Source organism: Streptomyces justiciae (assembly GCF_015163075.1).
GTDB classification, from domain to species: domain Bacteria; phylum Actinomycetota; class Actinomycetes; order Streptomycetales; family Streptomycetaceae; genus Streptomyces; species Streptomyces justiciae.
On sequence record NZ_JADDXU010000002.1, the window covers coordinates 463,752 to 478,675 of the forward strand.

Consider the following 14,924-nt stretch of genomic DNA (forward strand, 5'->3'; position numbering starts at 1 on the left):
GTAACTCATCGCCCTCGCACGGCAGTTGTCAGCGTTCCAGGAACACCATCGCCGCCAGAACGACGACGAGCAGAGTGACGTAGGCGAGCGAGTGGACCCGGTCCGGGACCCGGCCGGTGAGGCGGCGGGTCAGCGCGATCGCGGGCAGGGAGCCCAGCAGCAGGGCGGCGCCGGCGGTGAGGTCGACGTAGCCGAGTGGTCCGGTGCCGGTGGGGGCGAGGGCGTAGACAAGGGTGCCGGTGACGGCGACGGGGACGCTGAGCGGGTTGGCCAGGGCGGTCGCCTCGGCCATCGGCAGCCCCCTGCGGCGCAGCAGCGGCACCGTCATGACGCTGCCGCCCACGCCCAGGGCGGCGGCCACGAGGCCGATTCCGGTGCCGCCGAGGGTGGTGGTGGCGGGGCCGAGCGGCTTCGGGCCTGTTCCGGGTGCCACGGAGAGGAAGCCCTTGCGCAGCACGCTGTCGGCGATCGTCACCAGCAGGTAGGCGGCGAACAGCAGGCGCAGCGTCGTACCGCCGAGCAGGGTGGCCGCGAAAGACCCGGCGGCGGCGCCGAGCACGATGTACGCCGCCAGGGGCCAGACGTACGCGCGCCGCAGCCGGCCCTGACGCCACGACGCACGGGCCGCCACCACGGCGTTCACGACCATCACCGCCGCCGAGGTCGCCACGGCGATGTGCATGGCGTCGGCGGCGGCGCCCGGGCGAGCGGTGGCGGTCAGGACGCCGTAGACGACGGGCACCGTGACGAAGCCGCCGCCGAAGCCGAAGAGGACGGTCGTGACGCCGGTCAGGCAGCCGAAGAACAGGAGGGTGAGGAACATGGTCAGCACGGGCACGACGGTAGGGATCATGAAGTGTGGCGGGCAATCGATGAATCGCCAGGTTCCTACGCGCAGCAGACACCCGTAGCCTGCGGGCATGCGCAACATCCCGGTCGCCGAGGTGGACGGCCTCGACCGTGCCGTGCTCGCCATCGGCACCGACTACCCCGCGGACCATCTGCTGCCGTGGCACGAGCACCGCCGCGCCCAGGTGCTGTACGCGGCGACCGGCGTCATGCGGGTGGAGACGGCGGACGGCAGCTGGACGATCCCCACCGCCCGCGCCGTGCTGATCCCGCCGACGACCAGGCACCAGGTCACCATGACGGGCGTCAGCACCCGCAGCCTCTACCTCGAACCGGCCGCCGTCCCCTGGTTCCCGGCCCGCTGCCAGGCCGTCGACGTCTCTGCCCTGCTCCGGGAACTGATCCTGGAAGCCGTCGAGATGGACCCGTACTACCCCGAACACGGCCGCGACGCGGCGGTCGCCGCCCTCCTGCTCCACGAGTTGAGGCACCTCGCCCCGCTCCCGCTGGACGTGCCACTGCCGTCCGAGCCCCGGCTGCGCGGCCTGTGCGAGGAGTTCCTCGACAAGCCCGACATCCATGATCCGCCCGCGCGTTGGTGCGCGGCCCTCAACGTCAGCGAACGCACCCTCGCCCGGCTGTTCCGGCGCGGTACGGGCCTGAGTTTCTCCGAGTGGCGGCAACGGGCGTGCGTCCTGCACTCCCTGCACCACCTCACGACGGGCGTGCCCGTCACCCGTGTCGCGGCCCTGCTGGGCTACGACAATCCCGCCGCCTACACGGCCGCGTTCGGGAAACTCCTCGGCCGGCCGCCGACGGCGTACCGGCAGACGGGCCGGTGATCCGCACGGTCGAGCGAGTTGATCACTCGATCGTGAGTTCCTCCGACCCGGCGGCCGACGTGCGGCGATGCTCGATGGCACGGGTGCGCGGCCGGTGCTCGGACGTACGGCGGGTGGGGAAGAAGTGACGCGAGAAGCAGGACGCGAAAGCCTCGACGAGCAGGCGTTACTCCTGGTGGCGGGGCTGGCCGACCTGGCCGTGAGCACACTGGGGTCGGCCGTGGGCACGGTCCGGGGCCTGCTGCGGCGTTCGGCCGCGGCGGACCTCGCCGCGCAGGCCGAGCAGGACCTCGCCGCGCGGGGACGCCTGGTGCTGGACCGGTATGCGGCCGTGCCACCGGCCCAGTTGGAGATCCTCGCCCGGCAGTCCCTGGCCCGGAAGAGCGCCGGTGAGGACTGACCGCTGGGAACCGGCGGCGTTCAAGGCCCGCGTCGACGAGGTGCTGAGCCGGTTCGTGGCCGAGGAGGCCGAGCAGTTCGCCGGGATCGACCCTCTGCTGGGGCCGGTGGCCGGGCAGTTGGAGGAGGCGGTGACGCACGGCAAGCGGCTGCGCGCGGCCTTCTGCTACTGGGGCTGGCGTGCCGTGGGGCAGCCGGACTCCGACGCGCTGGTGCGGGCGGCGGCGTCCATGGAGCTGGTGCACTGCGCGGCCGTCGTCCATGACGACCTCATCGACGACAGTCCCCTGCGGCACGGGCGCCCCACGGCCCACGTCGCCCTGCGTGACGTCGTACGGCATCGTCCGCATGCCCCGGCTGCGGCGCGGTCGTTGGCGATGCTGGTGGGCGATCTGCTGATGGCGCTGGCGGGGCAACTGTTCGCCACCAGCGGCCTGCCCGCCGCGTATCTCGCCCGCGCCCGGCCCCTGTGGTCGGTGATGGCCCGGGAGCTGATCGCGGGTGAGTGCCTGGAGATCCTGCGCACGGGAGCCGGGCCGGACACCGACGCGTCGCTGAAGGTGATCCGCTACAAGACCGCCAAGTACACCGTGGAACACCCCCTGTTGATCGGCGGCGCCCTGGCCGGGGCCGGCACCCGGCTGCGCGAGGGCTACTCGTCGTACGGGCTGCCCCTGGGCGAGGCCTTCCAGCTCCGGGACGACCTGCTCGGCCTGTTCGGGGACCCGGCGCACACCGGCAAGGCCAACACCGACGACGTCGAGGGCCACCGCCCCACGGCCCTGCTGGCCGAGACCTGGCGCCTGGCCGGCGACGCCGACCGGAAGCGGCTGAGCTCGCTTCTGGGCCGCCCCAGCGTGAACACGGAAGCCCTCGACGACATCCGCGAACTGATGCGTGCGCTGAGGGCACCTGACCGTATCGAGGACATGATCGGCGCTCGGGTCGAGGAGTCGCTCGGCGCCCTCGACCAGCTGAATCTCCCGCCGCACGCCGCCGCCGCGCTGACCGCGCTGGCGCGGTCGGCGACCGACCGCCTGTCCTGAAGCGACCCCGGGCAACCCCACGGACCACAAGGAGCATTGCCATGACCCGCACCGAGGCCTCGATGGACGCCCTGCGGCGGACCGGGGACGAACTCGCGGACGCCACCGTCGCCACGCTCTTCGAACGCGGCGAGGTGGGCACGTTCAACTCCCTGATGCGTTACGTCTCCACGGCCGGCGCTCCCCTGCCGGACGGACTGCCCGAGGTCGCACGGGAGTACCTCGAAGCCACCCGTGTCCCGCCGAGCTGGGTGGACTGGTCGGAGATGGAGAAGGCCCGGCTGTTCTTCATCGACAACAACGTGCACATCTCCACCGCCCTGTCCTTCGCCTCCATGCCCGCCTGCTACGTCGTCCCGCATGTGGCGAGACTGCTGTCGGCCACGCACGGGCTGAAGTACCCCGCCAAACGGATGGCGGAGACAGGCCAGTTCACCGTCCATCTCATGCAGCCGGACGCCTTCGAGGCGGGCAGCCGCTTCATCCCGGCCGCCCAGAAGGTCCGACTGCTGCACGCCTCCATCCGTCACCATCTGAGGCGCGAGAACCGCTGGGACGTCGACGCGTCGGGGGTGCCGATCTGTCAGGAGGACATGATCGGCGGGCAGATGTTCTTCTCGCTGCTCGTGCTGGACAGCCTGCACCGTCTCGGCATCCACATGTCGCAGGAAGGCGCGGAGGCCTACTACTACGCGTGGCGGGTGGTGGGAGCGATGCTCGGCGTGGACCAAGACGCCGTCCCCAAGTCCCTCGACGACGCACGCCAGTTCCTCGACCTCTACATGATCCGGCACATGGGCCCGTCCGAGGAGGGCGCGCACCTGACCCGCCAACTCATCGACCTGTACGAGGAGATCGTCCCCGGCACCTTCTTCGACCCGATCGTCTCCGCGCTGATCCGCTATCTCGTCGGCGACACCTGCGCCGACTGGCTGGAGGTGCCACACACCCCGTGGGACACCGCGGTCAAGGCCGTACCCCACCTCCTGGGCGTCCTGGAGTCGATCGAGGACCGCTCCCCGCTCGGCGCCTGGGCCCTGGACCGCCTCGGCCACCTCACGACGGTCCTCGAACTGTCCTCCCTGACGCGCGGCCGGGTCATGCACTACGCCATCCCCGAACACCTCAAGAAGGACTACGGCGTCCCGGGCACGGTCCCCCGCACCCGGCGGTGGGTCCCGCCGGTCGGCGCGTCGGGCCGATGAGTTTGCCGGTCACCGGAAGTCTTCCCTGTGGCAGGCCCGCACTCTCGGGGCAGTGAGGGAGAGGAAGAGCAGGATGGACAATCCGATTCGGCTGTACATGTCGATGTCGCTCGACGGTTATGTCGCCGGCCCGGACGACCGGCCGGGGCAGGAGCTCGGACGCGACGGTGGGCGGCTGTTCAACTGGCTCGACGACCGGGAGTCCGACGGCCCGAGCGGCCAGGTCTACCGCGAGGCGCTGGCGACCGGCGCGGTGATCTCCGGCCGACGCACGTTTGAACTCGCCGGCCGCTGGCAGGGCGACCACCACGACGGCGTACCGATCTTCGTCCTCACCCACCAGGTGGCGGACGGCGACGTCCCACCCGGCCACGCGCGTTTCGTCACCGATGTCGAGGACTGCGCCCGCCAGGCCCGCAAGGCCGCCGGGGACCGGCCGGTCATGGTCCACGGGGCGGGCGCGGCGCAGGCACTGCTGCGCGCCGGGCAGCTGGACGAGATGGAGATCCACCTGGTCCAGGTCCTCCTCGGGGGCGGTCGGCGGCTCTTCGAGCACCTGGGCGGCGACCACATCGAACTCGACCTCGTCCGACGCCTCGACGACCGGGACGTCACGCATCTCCGCTACCGGGTGCGGCGCCCCGAGGAGGCCGCGTGAGGACGCTCTTCGTCTCCTACCGCGTCACCGACCTCGCCCGCTCGCTCGCGTTCTACACGGCCTTGGGCTACACCGAACTGGGCAGGGTCGAACTCGACGGCGGGGCTCGCCTCGTACTCCTCAACTTCCCGGACGAACCGGCGGCGTCACTGGAACTGGTCCACCGCCCCGCCGCCGGACCGGTCGACGTCGGCAGCGGCTTCGACCACCTCGCGATCCAGGTGGAGACGCTCGCCACCACACTGGACACGCTGACCGCAGCCGGCCTGCGGCCCGAGCCCCTCCAGCATCCGGGCGGACCGCAGGGCCCGAAGACCTCGTGGCTCACCGACCCGGACGGCTACCGGATCGAGCTGGTGGAGTGGCCGCCCGGACACCCCGACGGCATCACCGCGGCGGACTTCGCGTGAGCGCGTCTCGGCCGGCCCCGCGGCTGGGTCAGCCCGGCTTCACCGCCCGCGTCGCGAAGTAGTGCGACATGTATGCGGCGGACGCGCTGGACTGGTGCGGCGCCTCCGTGAAGCCGGTGAGAACGAACCCCGCGGCGAGTTGCCCGCCGATCTGGTCGGTGAGGGTGTGGCTGTGTTCAAGAGCGGCGTCCGCACCGAACTTCGCCGCGCGCTCCTCGGCGGAGTACTGCGTGACATCGCTGTAGGGCAGCTTGTGCACGACGACCAGCTCGCCCCGCTCCTCGAGCGCCTCGTGGTCGAACAAGTACGCGTCCGGGTTGAGGAAGCCCGCGAGCAGCGTTCCGCCCGGTCGCAGGACGCGGAAGCACTCACGCCACACCGCCCCCAACTCCGGGACGAACAGGTTGGAGACCGGATGGAACACGACGTCGAAGGTGGCGTCGCCGAAGGCGCTGAGGTCGCGCATGTCGCCCAGGACGGTGCGCAGCTCGAGTCCGTCGCGGGCCGCCACCATCTGGTCCTGGCCGAGCTGACGGGGTGAGTTGTCGAACACGGTGACCCGCGCCCCGGCGGCGGCGAGGATCGGCCCCTGCTGACCACCGCCGGAGGCCAGGCACAACACGTCCGTGCCGGTCAGGTCCGTCGGCAGCCAGGAGCGGTCGACGGGCTCATGCCCGATGAGAACGACCGACCAGTCGCCCGTGCGGGCCCGCTCGACCTCCTCGGCACTCACCGGCCTCGACCACTCGCTGCCCTCTTGGACGTACTTGTCCCAGGCGGCCCGATTGTGGGCAACCGGGTCGACCTCCCTGTCCTGCACGTTCAACTCCCTGCTACGGGCAAGCGGACACCTGCGCCACTGATGGTTCGGTGCGCCAGCCAACACGATCACAGGGTGCGGGCTCAACGAAATTTGCGCCCGCGGCAAGGCAGCGGCGCAATGCCAGGACGGTCTCCCTCACCCCGCTCACCCGAACGCCCTTGCCCACAACCGAGCACACCCCTACCCTGATTTTGTGCCGCCAATAAACAAACCCCGAACGCACAACGCCGTGCCGGGCCACTCCACCACCGACCTCAGCCGCCTCCGCACCGCCCTCACCGTCTTCTTCGCCCTCGACGGCTTCATCTTCGCCGGGTGGGTCGTCCGTATCCCCGCGATCAAGGAACAGACGAACGCCTCCGCCACCACCCTCGGCCTCGCCCTCCTCGGCGTCTCCGCGGGCGCCGTCGTCACCATGATCCTCACCGGCCGCCTCTGCCGCCGCTACGGAAACCACCAGGTCACCGTCGCCTGCGCCGTCCTGCTCTGCCTCAGCGTGGCACTCCCGCCCCTGACCCACTCCGCCCTCGCCCTGGGCGCCGTGCTCCTGGTCTTCGGCAGCGCGTACGGCGGGATCAACGTCGCCTTCAACAGTGCCGCGGTCGACCTGGTGCACGCCCTGCGGCGTCCGATCATGCCCAGCTTCCACGCCGCGTTCAGCCTCGGCGGCATGGCCGGCGCCGGGCTGGGCGCGCTGGTCGCCGGTGCGCTCTCGCCGACCCAGCACCTGCTCGGCCTCACCGCGCTCGGCCTCCTGGTCACCGCCTTCACCGGCCGCGTCCTCCTGCGCATCCCACCGCCCGCACCGCCCCGGGACACTCCCCAGGCATCGCCCCGAGCGCACCGGCCGGGCGCCGGCACCCGCCCCCTCGTGCTGACCTTCGGACTGATCGCCCTGTGCACGGCCTACGGCGAGGGCGCCCTGGCCGACTGGAGCGCTCTGCACCTCAAACAGGACCTGGACGTCACCGCCGGCATGGCCGCCGCCGGCTACTCCTGCTTCGCCCTCGCCATGACCATCGGCCGCCTCACCGGCACCCGCCTGCTGGAACGCCTCGGACAGACCCGCACCCTCGTGGCGGGCGGAACCACCGCCGCGATCGGCATGCTGCTCGGCGCCCTCGCCCCGGCCCTGTGGATCGTGCTCCTCGGCTTCGTGATCACCGGGCTCGGACTGGCCAACCTCTTCCCGGTCGCCATCGAACGCGCCGGCACACTCGCCGGGCCCGACGGGGTGGCGATCGCCTCCACCCTCGGCTACGGCGGCATGCTCCTCGGGCCTCCCGCCATCGGTTTCATGGCCGACTGGTTCTCCCTGCCTCTCGCCCTCACCAGCGTCGCCGCGCTGGCCGCGACGGCAGCCGTCATCGCCCTCCTCACGCACCGCGCGACGCAACGCTGAGCAGGTGATCGGCCACGTCCGCCGATCCGCCGACGATCACCGCGCCCGCTTCTCGAACCCCCGCCTTTCGAGCGCACTCGATACGTCAGACTCACCCCATGGACACCTCCATGGACACCTCCTCGGACACACCCCTGGACGCCCCTTTGGACACTGCCGAGTTCATCCGGATCCTCGACCGGGAGGGCCGCCTGCTCGCCGACGCCGCGGAGCGGGCCGGCACCGACGCCAAGGTGCCCACCTGCCCGGAGTGGCAGGTGCGGGACCTGGTACGGCACACCGGCGCGGTGCACCGCTGGGCCACCGGCTACGTCGCCGAGGGGCACCCGTCCCGCCGCCCCTTCGACGACCCGCCCGTCCTCGACGGCGCCGAGCTTGTGGCCTGGTTCCGGGAGGGCCACGCGAACCTCGTCCGCACCCTCACCTCCGCCGCCCCCGACCTGGAGTGCTGGCACTTCCTGCCCGCCCCGTCGCCCCTCGCGTTCTGGGCCCGCAGGCAGGCGCACGAGGCGAGCGTGCACCGGTTCGACGCGGAGGCCGCCCGCGGTGGCACCCCGAGCGACCTGGACCCGCGGTTCGCCGCCGACGGCGTCGACGAACTGCTGCGCGGCTTCCACGCCCGCCCCAAGAGCCGGGTGCGCAGCGAGGAGCCGCGCGTGCTGCGGGTGCGGGCGACGGACGCGGACGACGCCGTGTGGACCGTACGCCTGACGCAGGAGCCGCCCGCTGCCGAGCGGGGCGAGACGGGGGACGCGGAGTGTGAAATCAGCGGGCCCGCGGCCCAGTTGTACCTGTCGCTGTGGAACCGCGTGCCGTTCCCGAGCGTGACCGGCGACCGGGCGCTCGCCGAGCTGTGGCGGTCGAACTCGGCCGTGTGATGCGAAGTCGCCCCGGCTCAGCCTGAGTTCAGCATCCGGGTCAACACCGCACGCTGCACGGGCAGTACCTCGCCGTGCAGCGTGCGCCCCTTGTCCGTGAGGCCCACCCGGACGCCGCGCCGGTCCTCGGGACACATGCCGCGCTCGACGAGCCCGTCCTTCTCCAGGCGGGCGATCAGCCGGGACAGCGCGCTCTGGCTGAGATGGATGCGGTCGGAGATCTCCTGGACGCGGTAGAAGCAGGCGTCGCCCTTCGCACGCCCGTCGGCGAGCACGTCGAGGACCTCGAAGTCGCTGGCGCACAGGCCGTGTTGGTGGAGCGCGCGGTCGAGTTCGCATTGGGTGCGCGCATGCAGCGCCAGGATGTCCCGCCACTGTTCCACGAGTGCCTGCTCGGCCTTCTTCGCCGCCATGGGCGCACCGTAGCAGAGAACGAGAATTATTGCACCGTAATTAAATGCGCTTGCATTCGATGCATGCGCATGTAGTGTCTTCGGCATGACCTCTCCGCTCACCACCCCCGCGTCCGAAGGACGCTGGACCCCCCGGCTGTGGGGCACCCTGCTGGTGCTCTGCGCCGCGATGTTCCTGGACGCACTGGACGTGTCGATGGTCGGCGTCGCCCTGCCGTCCATCGGTGCCGACCTCGGCCTGTCCACCTCGACCCTGCAATGGATCGTCAGCGGCTACATCCTGGGCTACGGCGGTCTGCTGCTCCTCGGCGGACGCGCCGCCGACCTGCTGGGCCGCCGCCAGGTCTTCCTGGTCGCCCTCGCCGTCTTCGCGATCGCCTCGCTGCTCGGCGGGCTCGTCGACTCCGGACCGCTGCTGATCGCCAGCCGGTTCGTCAAGGGCCTGAGCGCCGCGTTCACCGCGCCCGCCGGCCTGTCCATCATCACCACGACCTTCGCCGAGGGCCCGCTGCGCAACCGCGCCCTGTCCATCTACACCACCTGCGGCGCCACCGGATACTCGATGGGCCTGGTCTTCTCCGGCCTGCTGACGGAGGCCAGTTGGCGGTACACGATGCTGCTGCCCGCCCCCGTCGCGCTCGTCGCCCTCGTCGTCGGCCTGAAGCTGCTGCCGCGCACCGAGCGCGAGAAGAACAGCGGTGGCTACGACATCCCGGGCGCCGTTCTCGGCACCGCCTCGATGCTGCTGCTGGTGTTCACCGTCGTCCAGGCCGCCGAAGTCGGCTGGGGCTCCGCCCGAACCATCCTTTCCTTCCTGGCAGTTGCCGCCCTCCTCACCGCCTTCGTGGCCGTGGAACGGCGCAGCCCGAGCCCGCTCATCCGGCTCGGCGTCCTGCGCTCCGGTCCCCAAGTCCGGGCCCAGCTGGGTGCGTTGACGTTCCTCGGCAGCTACATCGGCTTCCAGTTCCTGGTCACGCTGTACATGCAGCAACTGCTCGGCTGGTCGGCACTGCACACCGCCCTGGCCTTCCTGCCGGCGGGCGCGCTCGTGGCGCTCTCCGCGACGAAGGTGGGCACCGTCATCGACCGCTTCGGCACCCCGCGGCTGATCGTGCTCGGCTTCGCACTGATGGTCGTCGGCTATCTGCTGTTCCTGCGCATCGACCTCGACCCGGTCTACGCGTCCGTGATCCTGCCGACCATGCTGCTCGTCGGCGCGGCCTTCGCACTGACCTTCCCGTCCCTCAACGTCCAGGCCACGAACGGCGTCGACGAACACGAGCAGGGCATGGTGTCGGGGCTGCTCAACACCTCGGTGCAGGTGGGCGGCGCGCTGTTCCTGGCCGTGGTGACGGCGGTGCTGACGGCCAACGCCCCGCAGGACCCGGCCGCGTCGAGGCAGGAGATCCTCGACGGCTATCTGCCCGGCCTGGTCGTGGTCACCGGCATCGCGGTCGCGGGCCTGCTGATCTCCCTCACGGGCCTACGCGTCCGACGCCCGCGCCAGCCGTCCGTGGTGGTCGCCAAGTCCACGTCCCAGGAGGAGCCGGACCGCGTCGCCGTACGCGACTAGCCGTACGTTTTCGACACGCTGGCCATGCCCTTTCTGAGTGCTGGCCGCCTTTTCGGAGTGCGCCCGGCGGAGCCTGCTTGCTCCGCCGGGCGCACTCCTGGGCGAAACCGCCGTTGCTCTTCGAGCTGCGTCGGGCTCGGGATCGCCCCCGTGTTGTTCGTGGCCCGGGTCATCAGCGTGCTGGTCCGGTTCCGTCAGGACGACGCTCAGCCCAGCCAGCCCGGTCGCACCAACCCCGACTCGTAGGCCAGCACCACGAGTTGGGCCCGGTCGCGGGCCCCCAGCTTCACCATCGTCCGGCTGACGTGGGTCTTCGCGGTGAGCGGGCTGACCACCAGACGCCGGGCGATCTCCTCGTTGGACAGCCCGATGCCGACCAGGGCCATCACCTCCCGCTCCCGCTCCGTGAGCCCCGCCAGGGCGCCCTCGGCCGCGGGTTCCTTGGAGCGGGCCGCGAACTCGGCGATCAGCCGCCGCGTCACCCCCGGCGACAGCAGCGCGTCGCCCTCGACCACCGCCCGTACGGCGCGCAGGAGTTCCTCCGGCTCCGTGTCCTTGACCAGGAAGCCGGAGGCACCCGAACGGATCGCCTCGAAGACGTACTCGTCGAGCTCGAAGGTCGTCAGCATGACCACCTTCACGTCCGGCAGGTCACCGTCGCCGGTGATCGCGCGGGTCGCCGCGAGGCCGTCGAGCACCGGCATGCGGATGTCCATCAGGACGACGTCGGGGCGGAGTTCACGGACCATCCGCAGCGCCTCCTCGCCGTCCGACGCCTCCCCGGCCACCTCGATGTCCGGCTGCGCGTCGAGCAGCGCGCGGAATCCGGCCCGTACGAGTGACTGGTCGTCGGCGAGCAGTACGCGGATCACCGGTCGTCCTCCTTGGCCTTGGTCGTCAACGGCAGTACGGCGAGCACCCGGAAGCCCCCGTCGGGCCGCGGTCCCGCCTCGATCGTGCCACCCAGCGCGGCGGCCCGCTCCCGCATTCCGGCCAGCCCGTTGCCGCTGCCGCCCGCGTCGGCGCCGGTCGCGGGACCGTCGTCGTCGATACGCAGCCGTAGCGTCGTACCGTCGCCGGAATCGACGTGCACGCGTGCGTGCCGCGATCCCGAGTGCCGTACGACATTGGTGAGGGCCTCCTGGACGATGCGGAACGCGGCGAGGTCCGTGCCGGGCGGCAGCTTGGGTGCCGTCCCCTCGACCGTCACGGTCAGGCCCGCGCTCGCGGCCTGCTCCACCAGCTCGGGGAGGCGGTCGAGGCCGGGGGCGGGCGCGCGGGGCGCGTCTCCGGGCGTGCGCAGGGTGTCGAGGACCTGGCGGACCTCGCCGAGGGCCTCCTTGCTGGCGGCCTTGATCGTGGTGAGCGCCGTGCGGGCCTGCTCGGGGTCGCTGTCGAGGAGGGCGAGACCGACACCGGCCTGCACGTTGATCACGGAGATGCTGTGGGCGAGGACGTCGTGCAGTTCGCGCGCGATCCGCAGCCGCTCCTCGTCGGCCCGCCGCCGCGCGGCCTGCGCCCGTTCGGCCCGCTCCCGCACCCACTGCTCCCGCCGGGTCCGGGCCAGCTCCGCCACCGCCACGATCGCGACGGCCCAGGCCGCGACCACACCCTCCGACCCCCAGGAAGCGGCCTGGTCCCCGGACGGCGGCAGCCACTGGTAGAGCCAGTGAGCCACCAGCACATGCCCGGCCCAAAGCCCGCCGAGCGCGGTCCAGGCGGCCGTACGGTGTCCGGCGACGATGGCGCTGAAGCAGGCCACCGCGACGGCCAGGAAGACGGGTCCGTACGGGTATCCGGCACCGAGATAGAGCATGGTCGCGGCCGCCGTGCCGAAAACGACGACCACCGGGTACCGGTGCCGCCACAGCAGCAGCCCGGCCGCCACCACGAGCAGCACGCGCGCGAAGGTGTCGAGCGAGGCCCGCTCGGGCACCTGCTGCTCGGCCGCGAAGCGTGACCCGCCGAGCACGAAGGCCGTGATCAGCAGGGTGGAGGGCCAGGGCCACCGGGAGGTGGTGCCCTCCTCGCCCCAGCGGTTCCACCAGGGCGGCCCGTGCCGCCACCACTGGGGCAGGCCGCCGCCGCGTACGCGCTGCTCGTCCATGTCCGCCACGCTAGACGCCACCACGCGCGCGGGGCGTCAGCCGGGCGAGGTGATCACACGTACTCCCCCCGAAGTACGTCGCCGTCCCCGGCCGCGCGCTCCCTGATCCGCAGCCCGCGCAGCCACCTCGGTGCCCACCAGTTCGCGCGCCCGGCGAGCCGCATCGTCACCGGCAGCAGCACCACCCGGATGAGGGTGGCGTCGACGAGGACGGTGAGGGCCGTGCCGACGCCGAGTTCCTTCAGGAAGACGACGCCGCCGGTGGCGTACGACAGGAAGGACAGCGCGAGGATTCCTGCCGCGGCGGTGATCAGCGGCGCGCTGCGCCGGATGCCCTCGCCCACCGCGCGCACGGTGTCGCCGGTCCGCTCGTGCTCCTCCTTGATGCGGGCCAGCAGGAACACCTCGTAGTCCATCGACAGCCCGTACGCCACACAGAACATCAGCACCGGGATGCTCGGCTCGATCGAGCCGGTCGGGGTGAAACCGAGGAGCCCGGACAGGTGCCCGTCCTGGAAGACCCACACCAGGCAGCCGAACATCACCGACAGGCTCAGCAGGTTCAGCACGGTCGCCTTCAGCGGCAGCAGCACGCTGCCGGTCATCAGGAAGAGGATCACGTACGTCGCCACCAGCACGATGCCCACCGCGAACGGCAGCCGGTCGAGGAGCGTGGCGCGGAAGTCGGTGGTCTCGCCCGGGTAGCCGCCGACGAGTGCGGGGGCTGGAGCTTCGGTGTCCCGGACCCGTTCGACGAACGCGGGCACGTCCCCGTACATGGCCTGCTGTGTCGGTACGACGGCCAGGCGCGCGCGTCCGTCGGCGGCCGTGAGCCGGTCCTGGCCCGGAGCGCCGGTGCGTCGGCCGTCCCGGTAGGCGCCCTCGGGCGCGTCGACCTGGAAGACGCCCGGGACGCGGGAGAGCCGGGCGGCGTACGCGCGCGTGTCGGCGGGTGCGGTGCGTTCGGTGAGGACCACCTGGATGGTGTCCGTGGGTTCGCCGGCGAACTCGCGGTGGACGATCTCGGACGTGGTGCGCGAGGAGGTGCCGGCGGGCAGGGTGCGTTCGTCCGGCAGGCCGAAGCGCAGGCCGAGCACGGGCGCGGCGGCGACGAGGAGGACCGCCAGGACCCCGGCGCCGGCGAGGACCGGGCGGCGCAGGGCCGCGAGGGCGGCGCGGTGCCAGAAGCCGGAGGCGGGGGCCGCGGGGCGTTCCACGCGGTGCCCCCAGCGGGCGAGCCCGGCCGGCAGGACGAGGACGGCGCCGGCGACCGCGGTGAGGACGACGAGGACGCCCGCGTACGCGAACGAACTCAGGAAGAAGAACGGGAACACCAGCAGCGCGCACAGCGACACCGCGACGGTGACCCCGCTGAAGACGACCGTGCGCCCGGCCGTGACGGTCGTCGCGAGGACCGCGTCCCGCTGCGCGCGCCCCGCGGCACGCTCCTCGCGGTAGCGGTTGATGACGAACAGGCTGTAGTCGACGCCGAGTCCGAGGCCGAGGACCAGCGCCAGGTTCGCGGCGAACGTCGACACGGAGGTGAACTGCGCCAGCAGCCGCAGGCCCGCGAGCGTGCCGAGGACGGAGAGGAGACCGACGGCCACCGTGAGCAGGGCGGCCACCGTGCGCCGGTACACCAGGATGAGCAGGAGCAGGACGAGGGGCAGGGCGAACGCCTCCGCGCGCAGGAAGTCGGCGCGGGCCTCTTCGCCGACCTGCCGGGAGATCTCCTCCTGTCCCCCGACGCGGACGTCGAGTTCAGCAGTGGTGCGGGTCAACTCAGGTGAGAGGGCGGCGAGTTGTTCGCGTGTATCGGTGGCGCTGCCCGCCAGGTGAGCGAGGATCAGGGCACGGCGGCCGTCCTCGCCGCGCAGGGCGGGACTGCGGGCGTCCCAGTAGGAGCTGACGTCCGTGACGCCAGGCAACTCCTCGACCTCGGCGACGAGTTCACGAGCGGCCCGCCCGGTGCGCGGGCTGTCCACGTCGCCGTCGCGGGCCGTCACGAGGAGGGCGAGGTTGGGGTTGCCGGTACGGAAGTCGGCGCGCAGCCGGTCCGCCGCCCGCACCGACTCCGTGCCGGGCGCGCTCCAGCGGGAGAGGTCGAGATCCTGCTGCGCGCCGGCACCGTAGGCAGCGAGGCCGAGCAGGACGAGGAGCGCGCCGAGCAGCACGGCACCACTGCGCCGCACGGCAAGACGGCCGAGCCGGGTGAGCATGAAGGGGCCTTTCCGGAGGGGGCGTTGACCCGCCCACCGTCCACCGGACCGCTGGAAGACCCACTGGAAGATCCGCTGGAAGGCCTTGGTCGGCCTGCCG

At 71.9% G+C, this 14,924-nt stretch carries 16 protein-coding genes; 10 read left to right on the forward strand and 6 right to left on the reverse strand.

Annotated features, from left to right (window positions below):
• Positions 1–28: 28 nt before the first annotated feature.
• On the reverse strand, positions 29–832 hold the full coding sequence (locus tag IQ210_RS06110) for a sulfite exporter TauE/SafE family protein (protein WP_407699683.1): 804 nt from the start codon (positions 830–832) through the stop codon (positions 29–31).
• An 88-nt stretch (positions 833–920) separates the two neighbouring features.
• Between IQ210_RS06110 and IQ210_RS06115 the strand changes: the two genes are divergently transcribed.
• From IQ210_RS06115 to IQ210_RS06140, 6 genes are all read left to right on the forward strand, one after another.
• Positions 921–1,691: an AraC family transcriptional regulator gene (locus tag IQ210_RS06115; protein WP_194077808.1), complete on the forward strand. Its 771-nt coding sequence runs from the start codon at positions 921–923 to the stop codon at positions 1,689–1,691.
• 124 nt (positions 1,692–1,815) lie between these two features.
• The gene (locus tag IQ210_RS06120; RefSeq protein WP_194077809.1) at positions 1,816–2,091 is read left to right on the forward strand and encodes a polyprenyl synthetase; all 276 of its coding nucleotides are present in this window, start codon (positions 1,816–1,818) and stop codon (positions 2,089–2,091) included.
• Positions 2,081–3,136, forward strand: a complete 1,056-nt coding sequence (locus IQ210_RS06125) for a polyprenyl synthetase family protein (protein WP_194077810.1) — start codon at positions 2,081–2,083, stop codon at positions 3,134–3,136. The genes IQ210_RS06120 and IQ210_RS06125 overlap by 11 nt, the downstream gene beginning before the upstream one ends.
• Positions 3,137–3,177: 41 nt before the next feature.
• On the forward strand, positions 3,178–4,341 hold the full coding sequence (locus IQ210_RS06130; RefSeq protein ID WP_194077811.1) for an oxygenase MpaB family protein: 1,164 nt from the start codon (positions 3,178–3,180) through the stop codon (positions 4,339–4,341).
• A 73-nt stretch (positions 4,342–4,414) separates the two neighbouring features.
• Entirely contained in the window at positions 4,415–4,999 is a 585-nt protein-coding gene (locus tag IQ210_RS06135; RefSeq protein WP_194077812.1) for a dihydrofolate reductase family protein, read from the forward strand.
• On the forward strand, positions 4,996–5,409 hold the full coding sequence (locus IQ210_RS06140; protein ID WP_194077813.1) for a VOC family protein: 414 nt from the start codon (positions 4,996–4,998) through the stop codon (positions 5,407–5,409). Before IQ210_RS06135 ends, IQ210_RS06140 begins: the two co-directional genes overlap by 4 nt.
• A 28-nt stretch (positions 5,410–5,437) precedes the next feature.
• On the opposite strand, the gene IQ210_RS06145 is transcribed toward IQ210_RS06140, so the two are convergent.
• Positions 5,438–6,229 carry a class I SAM-dependent methyltransferase gene (locus IQ210_RS06145; protein ID WP_194077814.1) on the reverse strand — a complete coding sequence of 264 codons (792 nt, stop codon included), beginning with the start codon at positions 6,227–6,229 and terminating at the stop codon, positions 5,438–5,440.
• A gap of 232 nt (positions 6,230–6,461) precedes the next feature.
• On the opposite strand from IQ210_RS06145, the gene IQ210_RS06150 reads away from it, so the two are divergent.
• Complete coding sequence (locus IQ210_RS06150; protein WP_194077815.1) at positions 6,462–7,634, forward strand: MFS transporter; 1,173 nt, start codon at positions 6,462–6,464, stop codon at positions 7,632–7,634.
• Positions 7,635–7,780: 146 nt separating this feature from the next.
• Positions 7,781–8,512: a maleylpyruvate isomerase family mycothiol-dependent enzyme gene (locus IQ210_RS06155; protein ID WP_194078196.1), complete on the forward strand. Its 732-nt coding sequence runs from the start codon at positions 7,781–7,783 to the stop codon at positions 8,510–8,512.
• Between the two features lie 17 nt (positions 8,513–8,529).
• On the opposite strand, the gene IQ210_RS06160 is transcribed toward IQ210_RS06155, so the two are convergent.
• A complete protein-coding gene (locus IQ210_RS06160; protein WP_194077816.1) occupies positions 8,530–8,925 on the reverse strand; it encodes a MarR family winged helix-turn-helix transcriptional regulator in 396 nt (131 codons plus the stop codon).
• An 85-nt stretch (positions 8,926–9,010) separates the two neighbouring features.
• On the opposite strand from IQ210_RS06160, the gene IQ210_RS06165 reads away from it, so the two are divergent.
• Both IQ210_RS06165 and IQ210_RS48445 read left to right on the forward strand, forming a co-directional pair.
• Positions 9,011–10,498, forward strand: a complete 1,488-nt coding sequence (locus IQ210_RS06165) for an MFS transporter (protein WP_194077817.1) — start codon at positions 9,011–9,013, stop codon at positions 10,496–10,498.
• Positions 10,499–10,522: 24 nt separating this feature from the next.
• Positions 10,523–10,744, forward strand: a complete 222-nt coding sequence (locus IQ210_RS48445; protein ID WP_407699684.1) for a DUF6332 family protein — start codon at positions 10,523–10,525, stop codon at positions 10,742–10,744.
• Here IQ210_RS48445 and IQ210_RS06170 read toward each other — a convergent pair.
• The 3 genes from IQ210_RS06170 to IQ210_RS06180 are packed head-to-tail and all read right to left on the reverse strand — an operon-like array spanning position 10,705 to position 14,824.
• On the reverse strand, positions 10,705–11,370 hold the full coding sequence (locus IQ210_RS06170; protein ID WP_194077818.1) for a response regulator: 666 nt from the start codon (positions 11,368–11,370) through the stop codon (positions 10,705–10,707). The genes IQ210_RS48445 and IQ210_RS06170 overlap by 40 nt on opposite strands.
• Positions 11,367–12,605: a sensor histidine kinase gene (locus tag IQ210_RS06175; protein WP_194077819.1), complete on the reverse strand. Its 1,239-nt coding sequence runs from the start codon at positions 12,603–12,605 to the stop codon at positions 11,367–11,369. Before IQ210_RS06175 ends, IQ210_RS06170 begins: the two co-directional genes overlap by 4 nt.
• Positions 12,606–12,658: 53 nt before the next feature.
• Positions 12,659–14,824 carry an MMPL family transporter gene (locus IQ210_RS06180; protein WP_194077820.1) on the reverse strand — a complete coding sequence of 722 codons (2,166 nt, stop codon included), beginning with the start codon at positions 14,822–14,824 and terminating at the stop codon, positions 12,659–12,661.
• Positions 14,825–14,924 lie beyond the last annotated feature (100 nt).

Bases quoted from the DNA above. Each gene is read 5' to 3' on its own strand.
- IQ210_RS06175 (WP_194077819.1), bottom strand. From the start codon at position 12,605: ATGGACGAGCAGCGCGTACGCGGCGGCGGCCTGCCCCAGTGGTGGCGG.
- IQ210_RS06130 (WP_194077811.1), top strand. From the start codon at position 3,178: ATGACCCGCACCGAGGCCTCGATGGACGCCCTGCGGCGGACCGGGGAC.
- IQ210_RS48445 (WP_407699684.1), top strand. From the start codon at position 10,523: ATGCCCTTTCTGAGTGCTGGCCGCCTTTTCGGAGTGCGCCCGGCGGAG.
- IQ210_RS06160 (WP_194077816.1), bottom strand. From the start codon at position 8,925: ATGGCGGCGAAGAAGGCCGAGCAGGCACTCGTGGAACAGTGGCGGGAC.
- IQ210_RS06135 (WP_194077812.1), top strand. From the start codon at position 4,415: ATGGACAATCCGATTCGGCTGTACATGTCGATGTCGCTCGACGGTTAT.
- IQ210_RS06180 (WP_194077820.1), bottom strand. From the start codon at position 14,824: ATGCTCACCCGGCTCGGCCGTCTTGCCGTGCGGCGCAGTGGTGCCGTG.
- IQ210_RS06165 (WP_194077817.1), top strand. From the start codon at position 9,011: ATGACCTCTCCGCTCACCACCCCCGCGTCCGAAGGACGCTGGACCCCC.
- IQ210_RS06115 (WP_194077808.1), top strand. From the start codon at position 921: ATGCGCAACATCCCGGTCGCCGAGGTGGACGGCCTCGACCGTGCCGTG.